The 15,985-nt window shown below is 75.8% G+C and carries 13 protein-coding genes; 5 read left to right on the top strand and 8 right to left on the bottom strand.

Going from position 1 to position 15,985, the window contains the following annotated elements; all coding sequences use genetic code 11:
- Positions 1-46: 46 nt before the first annotated feature.
- Together ACWF41_RS20015 and ACWF41_RS20010 are read right to left on the bottom strand one after the other, a co-directional pair.
- Positions 47-1,774: a restriction system modified-DNA reader domain-containing protein gene (locus tag ACWF41_RS20015; protein WP_380325799.1), complete on the bottom strand. Its 1,728-nt coding sequence runs from the start codon at positions 1,772-1,774 to the stop codon at positions 47-49.
- Positions 1,775-1,934: 160 nt separating this feature from the next.
- Positions 1,935-2,252: an MTH1187 family thiamine-binding protein gene (locus ACWF41_RS20010; RefSeq protein ID WP_380325802.1), complete on the bottom strand. Its 318-nt coding sequence runs from the start codon at positions 2,250-2,252 to the stop codon at positions 1,935-1,937.
- Positions 2,253-2,405: 153 nt separating this feature from the next.
- On the opposite strand from ACWF41_RS20010, the gene cofD reads away from it, so the two are divergent.
- From cofD to ACWF41_RS19995, 3 genes are read left to right on the top strand one after another with little or no spacing between them, the layout of a single operon-like run.
- Positions 2,406-3,356, top strand: coding sequence for a 2-phospho-L-lactate transferase (gene cofD, locus ACWF41_RS20005; protein WP_380325805.1), 951 nt, complete (start codon positions 2,406-2,408; stop codon positions 3,354-3,356).
- Positions 3,353-4,111: a 2-phospho-L-lactate guanylyltransferase gene (gene cofC, locus ACWF41_RS20000; protein WP_380325807.1), complete on the top strand. Its 759-nt coding sequence runs from the start codon at positions 3,353-3,355 to the stop codon at positions 4,109-4,111. Before cofD ends, cofC begins: the two co-directional genes overlap by 4 nt.
- A 51-nt stretch (positions 4,112-4,162) precedes the next feature.
- Complete coding sequence (locus tag ACWF41_RS19995) at positions 4,163-4,492, top strand: cupin domain-containing protein (protein ID WP_380325810.1); 330 nt, start codon at positions 4,163-4,165, stop codon at positions 4,490-4,492.
- A 35-nt stretch (positions 4,493-4,527) separates the two neighbouring features.
- Here the strand turns inward: ACWF41_RS19995 and ACWF41_RS19990 are convergent, their stop codons facing one another.
- Complete coding sequence (locus ACWF41_RS19990; RefSeq protein WP_380325813.1) at positions 4,528-5,508, bottom strand: aldo/keto reductase; 981 nt, start codon at positions 5,506-5,508, stop codon at positions 4,528-4,530.
- A 90-nt stretch (positions 5,509-5,598) separates the two neighbouring features.
- Here ACWF41_RS19990 and pdxR point away from each other — a divergent pair, with 90 nt between their 5' ends.
- Positions 5,599-7,050 carry a MocR-like pyridoxine biosynthesis transcription factor PdxR gene (gene pdxR / locus ACWF41_RS19985; RefSeq protein WP_380325816.1) on the top strand — a complete coding sequence of 484 codons (1,452 nt, stop codon included), beginning with the start codon at positions 5,599-5,601 and terminating at the stop codon, positions 7,048-7,050.
- Between the two features lie 7 nt (positions 7,051-7,057).
- Here the strand turns inward: pdxR and ACWF41_RS19980 are convergent, their stop codons facing one another.
- The 3 genes from ACWF41_RS19980 to ACWF41_RS19970 all read right to left on the bottom strand — a co-directional run bounded on the left by ACWF41_RS19980 (position 7,058) and on the right by ACWF41_RS19970 (position 10,958).
- Complete coding sequence (locus ACWF41_RS19980) at positions 7,058-7,663, bottom strand: nitroreductase family protein (protein ID WP_380325819.1); 606 nt, start codon at positions 7,661-7,663, stop codon at positions 7,058-7,060.
- Between the two features lie 92 nt (positions 7,664-7,755).
- Positions 7,756-9,936 carry a YhgE/Pip domain-containing protein gene (locus tag ACWF41_RS19975; protein ID WP_380325714.1) on the bottom strand — a complete coding sequence of 727 codons (2,181 nt, stop codon included), beginning with the start codon at positions 9,934-9,936 and terminating at the stop codon, positions 7,756-7,758.
- Positions 9,933-10,958 (bottom strand): ABC transporter ATP-binding protein, encoded by a 1,026-nt coding sequence (locus ACWF41_RS19970; RefSeq protein WP_380325711.1) that lies wholly within the window; start codon positions 10,956-10,958, stop codon positions 9,933-9,935. Before ACWF41_RS19970 ends, ACWF41_RS19975 begins: the two co-directional genes overlap by 4 nt.
- Positions 10,959-11,059: 101 nt before the next feature.
- Here ACWF41_RS19970 and ACWF41_RS19965 point away from each other — a divergent pair, with 101 nt between their 5' ends.
- Positions 11,060-11,704: a TetR/AcrR family transcriptional regulator gene (locus tag ACWF41_RS19965; RefSeq protein ID WP_380325708.1), complete on the top strand. Its 645-nt coding sequence runs from the start codon at positions 11,060-11,062 to the stop codon at positions 11,702-11,704.
- Between the two features lie 3 nt (positions 11,705-11,707).
- Here the strand turns inward: ACWF41_RS19965 and ACWF41_RS19960 are convergent, their stop codons facing one another.
- Positions 11,708-14,737, bottom strand: coding sequence for an FAD-binding and (Fe-S)-binding domain-containing protein (locus ACWF41_RS19960; RefSeq protein WP_380325705.1), 3,030 nt, complete (start codon positions 14,735-14,737; stop codon positions 11,708-11,710).
- A 72-nt stretch (positions 14,738-14,809) separates the two neighbouring features.
- Positions 14,810-15,865 (bottom strand): TetR/AcrR family transcriptional regulator, encoded by a 1,056-nt coding sequence (locus ACWF41_RS19955; RefSeq protein ID WP_380325702.1) that lies wholly within the window; start codon positions 15,863-15,865, stop codon positions 14,810-14,812.
- Positions 15,866-15,985 lie beyond the last annotated feature (120 nt).

Below are 15,985 nucleotides of genomic sequence, written 5' to 3'. Positions count from 1 at the left end.
GCCCTGTTTCGGTCGCGAAACAGGGCCAAACGCCCGCTCACAACACTCAGGCGAAGCGGTGGCGGTAGGCGTCCAGCAGGGTGGGGCCGTCGGTGCCGAGGCGCCACACGCTCCAGCCGTCGGCGGTGGGCGAGCCCGACGCCGCCGACGCCGCATGATCGGGGTGCCGGTAGCGCGACCCGTCGGCGAGCTCGATCGCCCCGTCCTGGTGCAGCACGGCCTCGAAGTACTGCCGGCGGCGCGGACGGGACCAGACGATCGTCGTCGGGTGCACCAGCGTGCGGGCCAGCGCGACCAGGTCCTCGTCCACCTCGTCGTCGCCCGGCACGGGCTCCCACGGCCGGGGTGCCGGCTCCGGGGACTCCCACGGCTGGCGGACGGGCTCCTGCGGCTCCCACGCCTGACGGGCCGGCTCCGGCGCCGCCCACGGCCGGTGGGCGGGCTCCGGCGGCACCGGCGAGGTCAGCGGGTCGTAGCCCGGGTCCCGGGGCGCGGGCGTCCAGCCGTCGTCGAGCGAGTCCAGCGGCGGGGCGCTCAGCCGCGGCGGGTCCAGCGGCGGCACCTGCAGACGGGGAAGGTCGTCCTCGACGCCGGACCACCGAGGCTCGGGCACCGGCAGGTCGAAGGCCGGCGCGGCGACCTCGGCGAAGGCCTGGCCCAGCCCGGCGCGCCCGGGTGCCGGCTCGTCGACCTCGGGGTGCGACGTGAAGCGGTCGGACCGCGACCGGCGGCGCGGCGGCTCCGGGACCTCGGCCGCGGCGGAGCGGCGGCTCGCCAGCGGGCGCGGCAGGTGCTCCAGCGTCGTGTCCAGGTCGTCCGGCTCCGCGTGCGGAGCGGGGGCGGGCGCGGGCGCCGGGTCCGGGGCCGGCGGCGGGCCCGCCGGCACGGGGAGCGGGCCGCTCGGCAGGCCCGCGTCGGCGCCGGACTCCGCGGTCCGGGGCCGCGCGGCGCGGCGGCGCGTGCGGGTAGGCGGGGCGGCGTCCACGTGGTCCCGCGCCGGCTGCGTCGCGGCGGGCATCTTCCCGCCGAGGGCGAGGCCGACCGCGACCCCCTCCGCGAAGGTCTCGGGGTCGACGCCGACGGGCGCGTCGGCCGCGCGCGCGTCGGCCGGTCGCGGCGCGGACGAGACGGCGTCGGTCGCGGGGACACCGAGCCCGGGCCGGGCGCTCTCCGGCGCGGACAGGCTCGGGGCCGACGGCGCGGACGCCGGGTGGATGACGAGCGGCGACACGTCGACGAAGCGGCGGCCGTCCGCGCTGTGCACGACGCCCATCTTCAGCACCTCGACCGGCATCGTCGGCTGGCGCAGGAAGTCGACGGCGTTGAGGATCTCCTCGCTCGCCTCCTGGCAGATGACGATGAGCCGCGCGCTGCTCCGGCCGGGCTGCGAGCGCGTGATCGGGACGCTGTCGTAGAACGCCGACACGTCGCGGTGGAACGCCGCCGGGCCGCCGTGGTACCGCTCGGCGAGCGCGCCGCGGGTCAGCCGGCCGGCGGCGCCGGCGTGGTCGAGGGCCCGCGTGAGGGCGGCGCGGTCCAGGTCGGCGACGAGCTCCACGACGACCGGCGACCCGGTCGCGTCGAGCGCGAGGAGGTGGGGCTCGTCCGGCCCGGCGCCGGGACTGACGGGGAAGATCTGCTCACCCAGCAGCCCGTCGATGTGACTGTCCACCACCCGGTGAGCGGTGGTGCCGACGCCCTGCGCGGTTGCTGCGGGCGACCGGTCGGGCTGGACGAGGAGGGGCCGTTGGGCGTCGACCTCGAACAGGGGCATGCAGACCACTCCTGGCTCAGATCACGGCCCGGGCGGCCGGATCCCGGCCAAGCCTACGGCCCCCGCGACGTGTCCTGTACCACAGCAGCCTCCCAGACGCGCGGCGGCGCGCGTGGACGCCCTCCGACGAGGTCGGACGGACGGTCGTCAGGCGCCGGGGCTACGCGTGCCCGGCGCCGCCGTCGTCGGCGAGCCGCTCCTCGACGCGCGCGATCTTCGCGTCCAGCTGACCGGTGTACCCGGGGCGGATGTCCGCCTTGATCACCAGCGACACGCGGTGCCCGCCCGCGCCCACGGCCTCCGTGGCGCGCTGGATCACCGGCATCACCTCGTCCCAGTCCCCCTCGATCTCGGTGAACATCGCGGTGGTGCGGGTGGGGAGCCCCGACTCGCGGACGATGCGGACGGCGGCGGCGACGGAGTCCGCGACGGACTCGCCCGCGCCGAGCGGGGCGACGGAGAAAGCGAAGACGGCCATACGCCCATTCTGCGTGCCGAACAGGCAGTTGACACCGCTATGGGGCCGCTCGGGCCCCGATACCGGTGCCAGCTGCCTGTTCGGCGCCACCGGCTGTTCGGCGGCACCGGTCCACGCACCCGGGCGGGGCCGGGGGGACCGTAGGCTCGTCGGGTGAGCACACGCGTCACCCTTCTCGCCGGCGGCGTCGGCGGCGCCCGCCTGGCGCACGGCCTCGCCCTCGCCCTGCCCGACGGCGGCGCCCCGACCGCGGACGGCGGCCTCACCGTCGTCGTGAACGTCGGCGACGACACGGAGCGGCACGGCCTGCTGGTCTCCCCCGACGTCGACACCGTCATGTACACCCTCGCCGGGCTGAACGACGAGGCCCGCGGCTGGGGGCTGACCGACGAGACGTACACGACCCTCGACCAGCTCGCGCGCCTCGGCGAGGACACCTGGTTCACGCTCGGCGACCGCGACCTGGCGACCCACGTCGTGCGGACGGCCGCGCTGCGCGACGGGCAACCGCTCGGCGCCGTGACGGCCCGGCTCGCCTCGTCCCTGGGGGTGCGGGCGCGGCTGCTGCCCGTCACCGACGACCGGCTGCGCACGCTGGTCGAGACGCCGTCGGGGCGGGTGGCGTTCCAGGAGTACTTCGTGCGGCGGCAGCACGCCGACGCCGTCCTGGGGATCGAGCTCGACGGCGTGGACGCCGCCCGGCCCGCGCCCGGGGTGCTCGACGCCGTCACGGACGCCGACCTGCTCGTCGTCGCGCCGTCCAACCCGTTCCTGTCCGTGGAGCCGGTGCTGGCCGTGGCCGGGGTGCGCGACGCCGTCCTGGCCTCGCCCGCGCGGCGCGTGGCCGTGAGCCCCATCGTGGGCGGGCAGGCGATCAAGGGCCCGGCCGCGCAGATCCTGGAGACGCTCGGGCACGAGGTGTCCGCGCTGGGCGTGGCCCGGCTCTACGCGGGCCTCGTGGACGTGATGGTCATCGACGACGCCGACGCGAACCTCGCCGGCCCGATCCGCGACCTGGGGGTGGAGGTGCTCGTCACCGACACGATCATGGGCGGGCCCGCCGGTCGCGAGCGCCTGGCCCGCGAGCTCCTCGCCCTCGGATGACGGGCGGCACCGTCGCCGTCGTGCCGCTGCGCGACGGCGTCTCCGGCAAGTCGCGGCTGGCCGCCGCGCTCGACCCCGCGGCCAGGCGGCGGCTCGTGGCGGCGCTGGCCCGGCACGTCGTCGCCGTCCTGCGGGCGTCGGACGGCGTCGACCGGGTGCTCGTGGTCACTGCGGACGTCCCGTTCGCCGTCGAGACGCTCGGACCCCACGCTCGTGTCGGCAGTTCCGGCTCGGCGCGGCAGCTCGGGCTGCCGACGCGGACCGGAACTGCCGCGCCGGGCGGGCCACCGGTCGAGATCGTGGCCCAGCCTCCCGAGCGGCCCGGGCTGAACGCGGCGCTCGACGTCGGCCGGGAGCTCGCCGTCGAGCGCGGCGCCGCGCGCCTCGTGGTCGCGCACGCCGACCTGCCGCTGCTGGGGACGGACGACGTCGCCGCCCTCCTCGCCGCGGGCGCGGCCTCCGACGACGCGCACCCCGACGACGCGGACGGCCCGGCGACCGCCGTCGTCGCGACCGACCGGCACCTCGCCGGCACCAACCTGCTCGCGCTGCCGGCCGCCGCGCCGTTCGCCTTCCGCTTCGGGGAGGGGTCGCGGGCGGCGCACGTCGCCGAGGCGGAGCGCGCCGGACTGCGGGCGGTGGTGCTGCGGCGCCCGGGCACCGCCGTCGACCTCGACACCGTGGACGACTGGGGCGAGCTGCCCCGCGCCGTCCGCGACCGCCTGCGCCGGGGGCTCGACCTCCCGCTGCCCTGACGTGTCGGCCGGGCGCCGCTCAGTTCACCGCGGCGCCGCGGTCATCACCCCATGAGCATCGAGCTGATCGAGCAGTCCACCCTGCCGGACGCCGACTTCGAGGGGTACCTCCACGGCTCCACCGTGTCCCTGATGTTCGAGCGGATCGACCGCGACGGCGCCGGCCCGCGCCTGCACCGGCACCCCTACACGGAGACGTTCGTCGTGCGGTCGGGGCGGGCGCTGTTCCGGGTGGGCGACGACGAGGTGGTCGCGGTGGGCGGCCAGATCCTCGTGGCGCCGGCGGGCACGCCGCACAAGTTCACGGTGATCGGGCCGGAGGTGTACGAGGCGATCCACGTGCACGCCAACGACCGGTTCGTCACCGAGTGGCTCGAGTGACGACCGGCCGCGGCGGGGACTGACGCGAGCACGCGTCACACGGCGTCGAGGCGCGCGCGCAGCTCCGGGTCGAGGTCGAGCTCGACGGCGCCGAGGATCTCCTCGAGCTGGGCGAGGCTGCTCGCGCCCGCGATGGGCACGACGGGCACGTCGCCGCCCATCAGCCAGGCGAGCACCACCTGGTTCGGGGTGGCGCCGATCTCGGCCGCCACCTCACGCAGCACGCGCAGCCGCTCGTGGGTGGTGGGGTGGTCGAAGCCGTCCCACAGCGGCTTGTCGTCGCGGACCAGCGCGCCCTGCATGAGCGGCGAGTAGGCGACGACGGCGAGCGGGCTGCCCGCGTCGGACGAGGCTCGCGCGTAGTCGAGCAGCTCGTACGACGCCCAGTTGTGGCGGCCGACGTCGGGCCGCGGGTAGGGGTAGGTGAGCTGCTGCTGCACCAGCCCGTAGGGCGCGACGCCCTGGCGGCGGGCCTCCTCGCGGGCCTCGACGACGCGGTGCAGCGCGACGTTGGAGATGCCGGCGATGCCGATGATCCCCTCCGCCTGGAGCTTGCCGAATGCGCCGACGGTCTCGGCGAGCGGGGTGTCGTAGTCGTCCACGTGCCCGTAGTAGGCATCGATGTGGTCCACGCCCAGGTGGCGCAGGCTCTCGCGCGCCTCCCAGGCGATCGTCTCCGCGCCCAGCCCCTGGTAGTTGGTGGGCGCCTCCATCTGCAGCGGCAGGTTCGGGTCCTTCTTCGCGGCGCCCGCCTTGGTGGCCAGGCGGAGCTGGTCCCGGTTCCCGCGGGCCGCGAGCCAGCGGCCGAGCAGGTCCTCGCTGTCGCGGCCGTGGCCCAGGCCCCAGGAGTTGTAGTTGTTCGCCGTGTCGAGGAAGGTGCCGCCGGCCTCGACGAAGCGGTCGAGGATCGCGAACGACGTCCTCTCGTCCGTCCGGGTGCCGAAGTACATGGTGCCGAGGCACAGGGTGCTGACGTCGAACGAGGTGGTGCCGTCACCGAGGGTGCGGTAGCGCATGGGTGCTCCTGTTCGTGGGCGCCGGCGTGGCCCGCCGGCTGACACGACCGACGCTAGGAGTCGATCGGCCCGGGTGTACCGTCCAATGACATGGCACTTGCCCAGACCAATCCGCGCCTCGCGTGGGACACCGTGCTCGACCTCGGGCACGACGACGCGCCCCTGGTCGCGCGTCTTGAGCGCGCGGTCCGGGACGCCGTCCACGCCGGGCGCGTCCCGGCCGGTGCCGCGCTGCCCCCGAGCCGTGCGCTCGCCGAGACGCTGGGCGTGTCCCGGTGGGTCGTGACGGAGGTCTACGGGCAGCTCGTCGCGGAGGGGTTCTGCGAGGCGCGTGTCGGGTCCGGCACGCGGATCGCGGCCGGCGCCGCGCGCGCCGTCCGACCGACCCCCTCCCCAGGACCGTCTGCCCGCCCTGACGCCCCGGGTGCCCGCGCACGTCTGGACCTCGCCCCCGGCGTCCCCGACCTGCGCCACGTGCCGCGCGCGGCGTGGCTGCGCGCCCTGCGCGACGCCCTCGCCGACGCCCCCGACGCCGACCTCGGCGCGCCCGACCCCGCCGGCCACCCCGGCACCCGCGCGGCCCTGGCCGCCTACCTGGCGCGGGCGCGCTCCACCTGCGCGGGCGCGGACGACGTCCTCGTCACCCACGGCGCGACGGACGGCATGGCCCGGCTCGTGCGCGCGCTGAAGGCCGCCGGCCACCGCGCGCTGCTGGTCGAGGACCCGAGCTGGGGGCGCCTGCGCGACGTCGCCCGCGACGGCGGCCTCGTCCCTGTGCCCGTCCCCGTCGACGGGGGCGGCGTGGACGTGGACGCCCTCGTTGCGGCGGGCGCCCGCACGGGCGCGCGGGCCGCCCTCGTCACACCGGCCCACCAGTTCCCCACGGGAGTCGCGCTCGCGCCCGAGCGACGCGACGCGCTCGTGTCGTGGGCCCGCGCCGTCGACGGGCTGGTCGTCGAGGACGACTACGACGCCGAGTTCCGCTACGACCGGCGACCCGTGGCCGCGCTGCAGGGGCACGACCCGGGGCGTGTGGCGCTCCTCGGGTCGCTCAGCAAGACCGTCTCGCCCGCGTTCGGGCTGGGCTGGCTGGTGCTGCCGCCGCGGTGGCGCGAGCGCCTCGACGCCCGGCCCGACGGCGTGGCGCCGTCGACGGTGGACCAGCTCGCGCTGGCGCGGTTCCTGTCCGACGGCGGCTACGAGCGCCACCTGCGCGCCGCGCGGGGCCGGTTCCGCCGCCGCCGCGCCGCCCTCCTCGACGCGCTCGACGCCGCGCTCCCCGGCCTGCCTGTGAGCGGCCTCGCGGCCGGGCTGCACGTCGTCCTCGGCCTGCCCGACGGCGTCGCCGCGGCCGACGTCGTGCGGGCCGCCGCGGCGCGCGACGTCGCGGTCGCCGACGTGCGGCGCTACCGCGTCACGGCGGCGCCGCTGCCCGGCGCTCCCGCCGAGGCCCTGGTGGTCGGGTACGGGAACCTCGCCGACGCGCGGGTCGAGGAGGCGGTGGGGGCGCTCGCCGCGGCGGTCCGCTCCGTCGGGCCCTGACCGGCCGTCACCACCGCCCGCGGTGCACGACGTCCTCCAGCGGCTTGCGCCGCCGGCGCGTCGGAGAGCCCTTCGCCCCGCCGTCGGCGGGGTGCCCGACGGCCACGACGCCGGTCTGGACCCACCCGTCGGGGATGCCGAACGCCGCCCGGAACGCGGGCATCTCGCCGGCCCCGATGCCGAAGAAGCAGGCGCCGAGGCCCTCGTCGACTGCGGTCTGCAGCATGAGCAGGGAGGCCATGCCGGCGTCGACGTGCCAGTAGGGCACCGGCCAGCGCGCCTCGTCGCGGTCGGTCCAGCCCTTGTCGTCCTCGGCGTACCGGCGGAGGTAGGCCTCCTTCGAGCACAGCGCCACGACCAGCACGGGCGCGGTACGCATCCCCGCGAGCCATGCGGACATGTCGCGCTGCGACGCGTCCGGCGTCGTCGCCACCCAGAACCGCTCGCGGTCCTCCGGCTCCGTCAGCACGAGGAACGACCAGCCCTGCGAGAACCCCGCGCTGGGGGCCCGCACGGCGTTGCCCACCAGCCGCTCCACCGTCTCCGGGGCCACGGGCTCGTCCGTGAACCGCCGCACCATCCGCCGTCGTCGCACCACGTCCTGGAACTCCACGCGCCCATCCTGCCCCCGCCGAACAGGCAGTTGACACCGTGATCGGGCCCGGCGGAGCCCCATCACGGTGTCAACTGCCTGTTCGGCACCCGTCAGAGGACGAGCTCGGGCTGCAGCTTGGTCACCGTCCACACGCGCTGCTTGCGGGCGGCGAGCGTCGTGAGGGCGAGGGCGACGACGAGGACGCCGACCAGCACCGTGACGTCGCGGGAGACGGTCGCGAGGTTGCCGCCGTACAGGAGCTGGCGCAGCCCCTCGACGGCGTACGTCATGGGCATGAACTGGTGCATCGCCTTGAGCGGCTGCGGGATGGTCTGCCACGGGAACGTGCCGCCCGCGGTGACGAGCTGCACCAGCATGAGCACGAGCCCCAGGAACTGGCCCGCCGCCCCCAGCCAGACGTTCAGCGCCTGGAGGATCGCGACGAAGGTCGCCGACACCAGCACCAGGAACAGCGCGGTGAACAGCCCGTACGACGGCTGGATGTCCAGCGCGAACTTCGTCACGGCGAACATCGCCGCCACCTGCACGACGCCGATCGCGGCCGGCGTCGCCCAACCGCCCAGCGCCGTCGCGAACGCGGACCGGCCCGCCGCGAGTGCCCGCGTCGACAGCGGCCGCACCAGCAGGAACAGCACGTACGCGCCGATCCACGTGGCCAGCGACAGGAAGAACGGCGCGAGCCCGGCGCCGTAGGTGCCCGCCGACGACAGCGCCTCGTTGCGCACCTCCAGCGGGTTGCCGATGGTGGAGGCCGTGTCCTCGCGCGTCTGGTCGTCGAGGTCGGGGATCTGGCCCAGGCCCTCGGCGAGCCCGTCGCGCAGGTCCTTGATGCCGCCCTTGAGCTCCCCGGAGCCGTCCGCGAGCTTCGTCGTTCCGGCCGCCAGGTCGGCGGCCCCGTCGGAGACCTGACCCGTGCCGTCGGCCAACCGGTGCACGCCGTCGACGAGGGCGGGCGTGGCGTCGGCAAGCTGCCCGGTGCCGTCGGCCAGGCGGTCCGCGCCGTCCGCCGCCGACGCGATGCCTGCCGTGAGCTGCGGCGTCGCGCCCGCGAGCGTCGCTGCGCCGTCGGCCACCTGCCGGGACCCGTCGGCGAGCTGGCCGAGCTTGGTCGAGGCACCCTCGACCTTCGACACCGCGGCCTTCACGTCGGACCGCTGCGCGTCGAGGGCGCCGTCGACGTCGGCGCGGGTGGCGTCCAGCCGGTCGAGCGCCTGGGTGCGCAGGTCGGCGCACTGTGTCGCGAGGTCGGCGGCGTCGTCCGGCACCTGCGCGCAGAGGTCGGCGAGCTGCTGGTCGAGGTCCGCGCGCCCCTGGTCCAGGGCGTCCGCCGCGTCGGAGCGGGCGCCGTCGAGGGTGGGCAGCACCTGCCCCGCGGCGTCCGCGGCCTCGCGGCCGTACTGCGCGACCTGCGCGTTGCCGTCGGCCACCTGCGCCGCGCCGTCGGACAGCTTCTTCGTCTGGGCGGGCAGGTCCGCGGTCTTGTCCTGCAGCGTCCCGAGCCCGGACGCGAGCTGTCCCGCGCCGTCGTCGAGCTGCCCGACCGCCGACGCCAGGGTGCCGACCTTGCCGTCGAGCGTCGCGGCGCCGTCCGCCGCCTGCTGCGCGCCGTCGGCGAGCGTGTGCGCGCCGTCGTCGGCGTCCGCGAGGCCGTCGTCGAGCGTCGTGGCGCCCTTCAGCAGCTTCTGCGCGCCGTCCACCGCGTCCGCGAGATTGGTGTGGATGGACGCGAAGCCGCGCAGGAACGTGTCCGCCGCCTCCGTGCCGACCTCCTCCGCGATGGAGTCGCGCACCTTGCCCACGATCGTGTCCGAGATGGTGCCCGCGAGGTAGTTGTTCGCGTCGTTGGTGATGAGCGTGAGGCTGGCCTGCTGCGGCTCGAACTCCCCCGCCGACGCCAGGTCGGCCGAGAACGTCGGCCCGATGATGAGCGCCGCGTCGTAGCGCCCGGAGCGCACGCCCGCCTCCGCGTCCGCCTGGGACGTCTCGACCCAGCCGAACCCGCCGTCGTCGAGCAGCTGGTCCGCGACGTCGCGGCCGAAGTCCCGCTCGGTCTTCTCGCCCGTCTCCGCGTCCGTCGTGGTGGTGCCCTCGTCCTGCACGACGACGGCCGCTGGTACCTGCTCGAGCTGCCCGTACGGGTCGTGGTTGGCGAACAGGTACAGCCCCGCGTACAGCGTGGGGATGAGCGCCATCGCGAGGATGGCGAGCTTGGGGAGCCGCCCGGCCGCGAGGCGCTTGAGCTCCGAGAGCGCGAGCCGGACCGCGGTCATCGGGCCTCCTCCTGGGTCTCGTCGGTGGGTGCGTCGTCGGTGGGTGCGCCGTCGCTCGGTGCCGCGACCAGGGTGTCGTGGATGGGCGTGTCGCGGATGGGCGTGTCGTGGATGGGCGTGTCGTCCGCGGCCGCCTCGGGCGCCTCGTCGACGTCCTCCTCGGCGCGCGGGTCCGGGTCGGGCGACGGCTCCAGCTCGTCCTCGATCTCGAGGTCGCCGTCCTCATCCGGCTCGGGCTCGGGCGCGGGCGCGGGCACGACCGCGGGCACGACCGCGGGCACGACGGCGGTCGCCTCCGCGAGTGACGCCGCGGGCAGCGCGAGGGTCTCGTCGTCGGACGGCGCCGGAGCCTCGGGCGGCGCGCCGGGCGTCTCGCGCAGCACGACCTGCGGCGGCTCGTGGATGCTCTGCCCGCGCGCGGGCGGCAGGTCGGCGCCGAGCTCGCGGGCCGAGGACCGCGTGCACTGGACCAGCACGCCGAGGCCGGACGCGGCGAGCGCGCGGGCCGTCTCCCACCACCCGGCGGGCTCGCCGCCGTGCCGGTCGGGCAGCGTCAGCACGACGAACCGCACGTCCGGGTTCTCGGCGGCCAGGGCCGCGAGGACGGCGGTGCGCACGGCGCCCGCGAGCTGGTCCACGCGGCGGCCGCGCTCCTCGGCGAGGGAGCGTTCCTCGAGCCAGCGGGTCACGTCGCGCGGCAGGGAGCGGCGACCGGCCAGGGCGAGGCCCTCGGCCACGACGTCGGCCAGGGACAGGGCGTCGTCGGGCTCGCTGATGCCCGGGACGTCGACGACGGCGGTGACCGCGCGCAGCGCGGACGGCGGCAGGGCGGCGCCGTCGAGGCGCACAGCACCGTCGGACGGCGCGAACCTGCCGGTCGCGACGAGCGCGAGCGCGGTGTGCCCGTGCCCGGGCTCGCCGGCCACGAGGAGGCACTCCCCCGTGGACCAGGCGAGGTCGGTGGCCTCCAGCATCGGCTCGCGCCGGCCCTCGACCCGCACCCCGCTCAGCGTGATCTGCACCCCTGCTCCTGTCCCGCCGCACGCGACGCACTGTTGACCTGCGATCAACAACTGTACGACCAGTGTTGACTACTGGTCAATAACGACGTAGAACTGTGGTCATGCCCTCCGCCGACCCGCGCCCCCGGACCCGTCGCGAGCCGTCCGACCGGCGTCGCGAGCTGCTCGACGTGGCCACGAAGGCCGCCGCCGAGGACGGGCTGGACTCCTTGACGCCCGCGTCGGTGGGCGCGCGCGCCGGGGCGTCCAAGGCGCTGGTCTTCCACTACTTCGGCTCGACGGCGGGGCTGCGGCGCACGGTCGCGCTCGAGGCGGTGGCCGACCTCGAGCAGACCCTCCTGACACCCGACGATCGTCCCCTCGCCGAGCGCCCGGCGCACGCGATGGGCCTGTTCCTGGGGTCGGTGACCGCGCACCGGCGGGTGTGGGAGGACATCTGGCGCGGCGCGCTCGCCGGCGACGACGTCACCGAGGACGCCCTGCAGCGCGTCCGGTCGGCGCTGGTCGAGCGCATGACGGCCACCGCCGGCGTCATCGGCTTCACCCCCAGCGGGCGGCTGCAGCTGCTGGCTCGCGGGTGGGTGGCGCTGGTCGAGAACGTCACCGCCGCCTGGCTGGGCGGCAGCGGCATCACGCGCGAGGAGCTGGAGCAGCTGCTGCTGCAGTCGCTCGTGGTGCTGGTGCCCGAGCTGCCCGAGCCCGCCCGGTCCGGCGTCCTCGCGATCACCCGCCGGACGGACGCGTAGCGGTCAGAGCCGCTCGGCGATGACCTCCACGAGGGCCTTACCGCCCACGCCCTCGAGCTGCAGCGCCTGGGTGCGGCAGGAGAAGCCGTCGGCGATGTACTCCGTGCCCTCGGCGCGCTCGCGCAGCGCGGGCAGCAGCGCGTTCTCGGCCACGGCCACCGACACGTCGTAGTGGCCCTTCTGCATGCCGAAGTTCCCAGCCAGGCCGCAGCAGCCGGCCAGCACCTTGATGTCGGCGCCCGCGGCGCGCAGCAGCGCCTCGTCGGCGGAGAAGCCCATCACCGCGTGCTGGTGGCAGTGCGGCTGCACGACGGCGGTGACGTCCGACAGGTCGGGCACCTGCCACGCGGCGTCGGGGGCCGTGTCCGGGGAGGTCAGCAGCTCCGCCAGCGTGCGGGTGGCGTCGGCCACGGCCTGGGCGCGCGGGTCGTCGGGGAACAGGTCGAGCAGGTCGGAGCGCAGCACCGCGGTGCACGACGGCTCCAGCCCCAGGATCGGGATGCCGTTCACGGCGTACGGGCCGAGCACCGACAGCAGCTGCGACAGGCGGCGGCGCGCGCCGTCGAGCTGTCCCGTCGAGATCCAGGTGAGGCCGCAGCACGCCTGCTGGTCGGGCACGATGACGTCGTAGCCGGCGTCGGTCAGCACCTTCACCGCGGCCTGCGGCACGGACGGCGCGAGCGCGTCGCTGAACGAGTCCGCCCAGAGCACGACCTTCGGCCGCTCCCGGTCGGGCAGGTCTCCCGGCTTCTGGCCGGCGCCCAGGCCGGGCACGCCGTGCGACGCCCAGCCGCGCTTCCACCAGGTACGGAACGGGATCTCGGCGAACTGCGGCACCTGTCGCCGGGTGTCCATGCCGCCGGCCCACAGCACCGCCTTGGCGATCCACGGGACGCCGAGCAGACCGTTGACGAACCGCGGCATCCCGCCGGCCAGGCGCGCCCACCGCGGTAGCCACCCGAGGGCGTAGTGGTCCACCGGGCGGAGCTTGCCCTTGTACGTCCGGTGCAGCACCTCGGACTTGTACTGCGCCATGTCGACGCCCGCCGGGCAGTCCGACGAGCACGCCTTGCAGCTCAGGCAGAGGTCGAGCGACTCGCGCACCTCCGGCGCGGTCAGCCCGCCCACGAGGGTGCCGTTCACCGCCTCCTGGAGCACGCGCGCGCGGCCGCGGGTGACGTCCTTCTCGTCCTTCGTCGCCTGGTAGCTGGGGCACATGAACCCGCCGGAGGCCTGGTTGTCGGCCCGGCACTTGCCGACGCCGACGCAGCGGTGCACGGCCGTCGTGAGGTCGTGGTGGTCGTGCGTGAAGGCGAAGCCGAGGTGGCCCGTCTTCTTCGCGACGCCGCGCAGCGGGCCCGAGCCGGCGAGGCCCCGCTCCCCCAGCGGCGCCGTCGACGGCACCGAGGTCGCGGCCGGGCGGCGCAGGTCGGCGTCCACCGCGGCGGGGTGCACCACGACGCCCGGGTTGAGCAGGTCCTCGGGGTCGAAGAGCGCCTTGACCTGCTCCATCAGCCGGATCGCCTCGGGCGAGTACATCAGCGGCAGCAGCTCGGAGCGCGCGCGGCCGTCGCCGTGCTCCCCCGAGAGCGAGCCCCCGTGGTACGCGACCAGGCGCGCGGCGTCGGTCATGAACGTGCGCAGCACCGAGCCCGAGGTCTCCAGCGGGATGTCGATGCGCAGGTGCACGCAGCCGTCCCCGAAGTGCCCGTAGGGCAGGCCGTCGACGCCGTAGCGCTCCATGAGCTGCTCGAGGTCGCGCAGGTACGCGCCGAGCCGCTCGGGCGGCACGGCCGAGTCCTCCCAGCCGGGCCACGCCTGCTCCCCCGCCGGGGTACGGCCGGCGAGCCCCGCGCCGTCGGCCCGGATCTGCCACATCTTGGTGGCGTCGGGGCCGGCGGGCAGCACCAGCGACGCCAGGGCGGACGACGACGTCACGATCGCCTCGGCCCGCGCGCTCGCCTCGTCCTGGCTCGCGCCGCCGACCTCGATCATCAGCCAGCCCGCGCCCTCGGGCAGGGCCGGCACCGCCGACTCCCCCTTGGCGCGCTTCACGACGTCGACGAGCCGCGCGTCCAGGCCCTCGATCGCGAGCGGCTTGTGGGCCAGCAGGTGCGGGACGTCGTCGGCCGCCGACGGCATGTCGGGGTAGCCGAGCACGACGAGCGTCGGCGCCGTGGGCACGGGCACCATGCGCAGCGTGGCGCCGAGCACCGTGACGAGCGTGCCCTCGGTGCCCACCAGCGCCTTGGCGAGGTCGGACCCGTTCTCCGGCAGCAGGTGCTCCAGCGAGTACCCCGACACCTGGCGCCCGAACCGGCCGAACTGCGTGCGGATGAGCGCGAGGTTCTCGCGCACGAGCTCCGCCAGGCCCGGCACGGCGGCGAACGTGGCGTCGCCGCGGCCCGCGGTGAAGCGGCGGCCACGGCCGTCGACGACGTCGAGCTCCACCACGTTGTCGGCGGTGCGGCCGTACGCCACGGCGTGCGGGCCGCAGGCGTTGTTGCCGATCATGCCGCCGAGGGTCGCGCGGTTCTGCGTGGACGGGTCGGGGCCGAACCGGAGGCCGTGGGCCGCGCCCGCGCGCTGGAGCGTGGACATCACGGTGCCCGGCTCGACGACGGCCGTGCCGGCCTCCGGGTCCACCGACACCACCTGGTTCAGGTGTCGCGAGAAGTCGAGCACCACGCCCGTGCCCACGGCGTTGCCCGCAACGGACGTCCCCGCGCCGCGCGCCGTCACCGGAATCTTCAGCTCGCGCAGCACCTCGAGGCCGCGCTCCACGTCCCGCGAGCTGCGAGGGAAGGCGACGACGTCGGGCACGACGCGGTAGTTGGACGCGTCCGTGGAGTACTCGGCCCGGCGGCGGGGGCTGGTGTCGACGTCGCCGGCGATCACCGTCCGCAGCGCCGACGCGACCGCCTCGCGGGCCTCGTCGGCCGCCTGCCGGGCCGCGCTCTCCACCTCGTCACGCGTCGGCGCGACCTGCGCGCCCTCGTCCGGCGTCGGGGTGGTGCGGGTCTCGGCTGGCACGCGCCGATTCTGCCATCGGTGCCCCGGGGCCGCCGACGCGTCCACGCCGCCCCCCCCGGCGACCCTGCCCCCTCAGCGGTCGCGCTCGGCGCGCTCGTGGGCGGCCCGCACGGCCTCGGCCTCGGCCTTCCGCGCGTCGCGCAGGGCCTTCTCGAGCTCGCGCACCTTCTTCTGGCCCTCGCGGACGCGCTTGTCGGCCTCCTTGCGCCGGGCCGCCGCCTTCTTGACCTTGGGGTCGGACGAGTAGCGCATCGCGACGGCGAGCGCCTCGGCCACGCCGGCGTCCCGGAGCGTGCTCCCGGGCGCGTCCTCCGGCTCCGGCCCTCGCTCGCCGTGGGCGGCGACGTACGCGGCGACGCCGTCGAGCGTGCGCTCGAGCCCCCAGCCGACGTCCTCCTCGTCGTCGAGCGTCCCCGTGTGGTACGACGCGTAGGCGCCGCGCTCCACGATGGGGCGCAGGAACGGGAACCGGATCTCGTCGACGAGGGCGCGCAGCAGGTCGGCGAGGCCCGGGCCGGCCGCCGCGGCGGCGTCCGTGCCCTCGGTGTTGGCCCGCCGCAGGTCCCGGTAGAGCTGGGCGGCGTTCCGGACGTACCCGTTCATGAGCAGGATGGTGGCGATCTTCTCGTCGTCGGAGAGCGCCGTGGAACGCAGCGCGCGGAGCCCCGCGTCGAGGGCGCGCAGGCTCGCCGGCGTGAGCGGGGCGCCCGTCACCGGGACGTCCAGCACCCACGAGTGGCCGCGGAACAGCTCGTACGTGAACAGCGCCCACTCACGCAGCTCGGCCCGCCAGTCCGGCGGCTCGTGCTGCGGCGGGAACTCCTGGTCGAGCGCGGCCTCCTGCATGAGCAGCAACAGGTCGTCCTTGCTCGTGACGTACCGGTACAGGGACATCGTGGTGAAGCCGAGGCTCTTGGCCACGCGGGCCATCGACAGCCCGGCCAGGCCCTCGCCGTCCGCGATCTCGACAGCGGCCTCGACGATGCGCTCGATGCTGAGCTCCCGTCGCGGCACCCGCTCGGGGCGCTCGGCCACGCCCCATGCGAGCGCGAGGCTCGGCGGGAGCTCCGGCGCGTCGGTCTCGGGCCGGTCAGCCTCGGCCAGGTCCGTCTCCGGCGTGTCCGTCATGACCTCATCATTCCAGCATCGTTGTGAGCGGGGGGGGGGGGGGGGGTCGGGGGGGGGGGGGGGGGGGAAAAAAAACCCCCAAAAGCCGAAGAAAGCGGCAACAGGGGAGACCAACAGGTC

It is taken from the genome of Isoptericola sp. NPDC055063, assembly GCF_053608125.1.
Note: the sequence above shows the minus strand (reverse complement) of the source record. Positions and strands in the feature narration are given on the sequence as shown.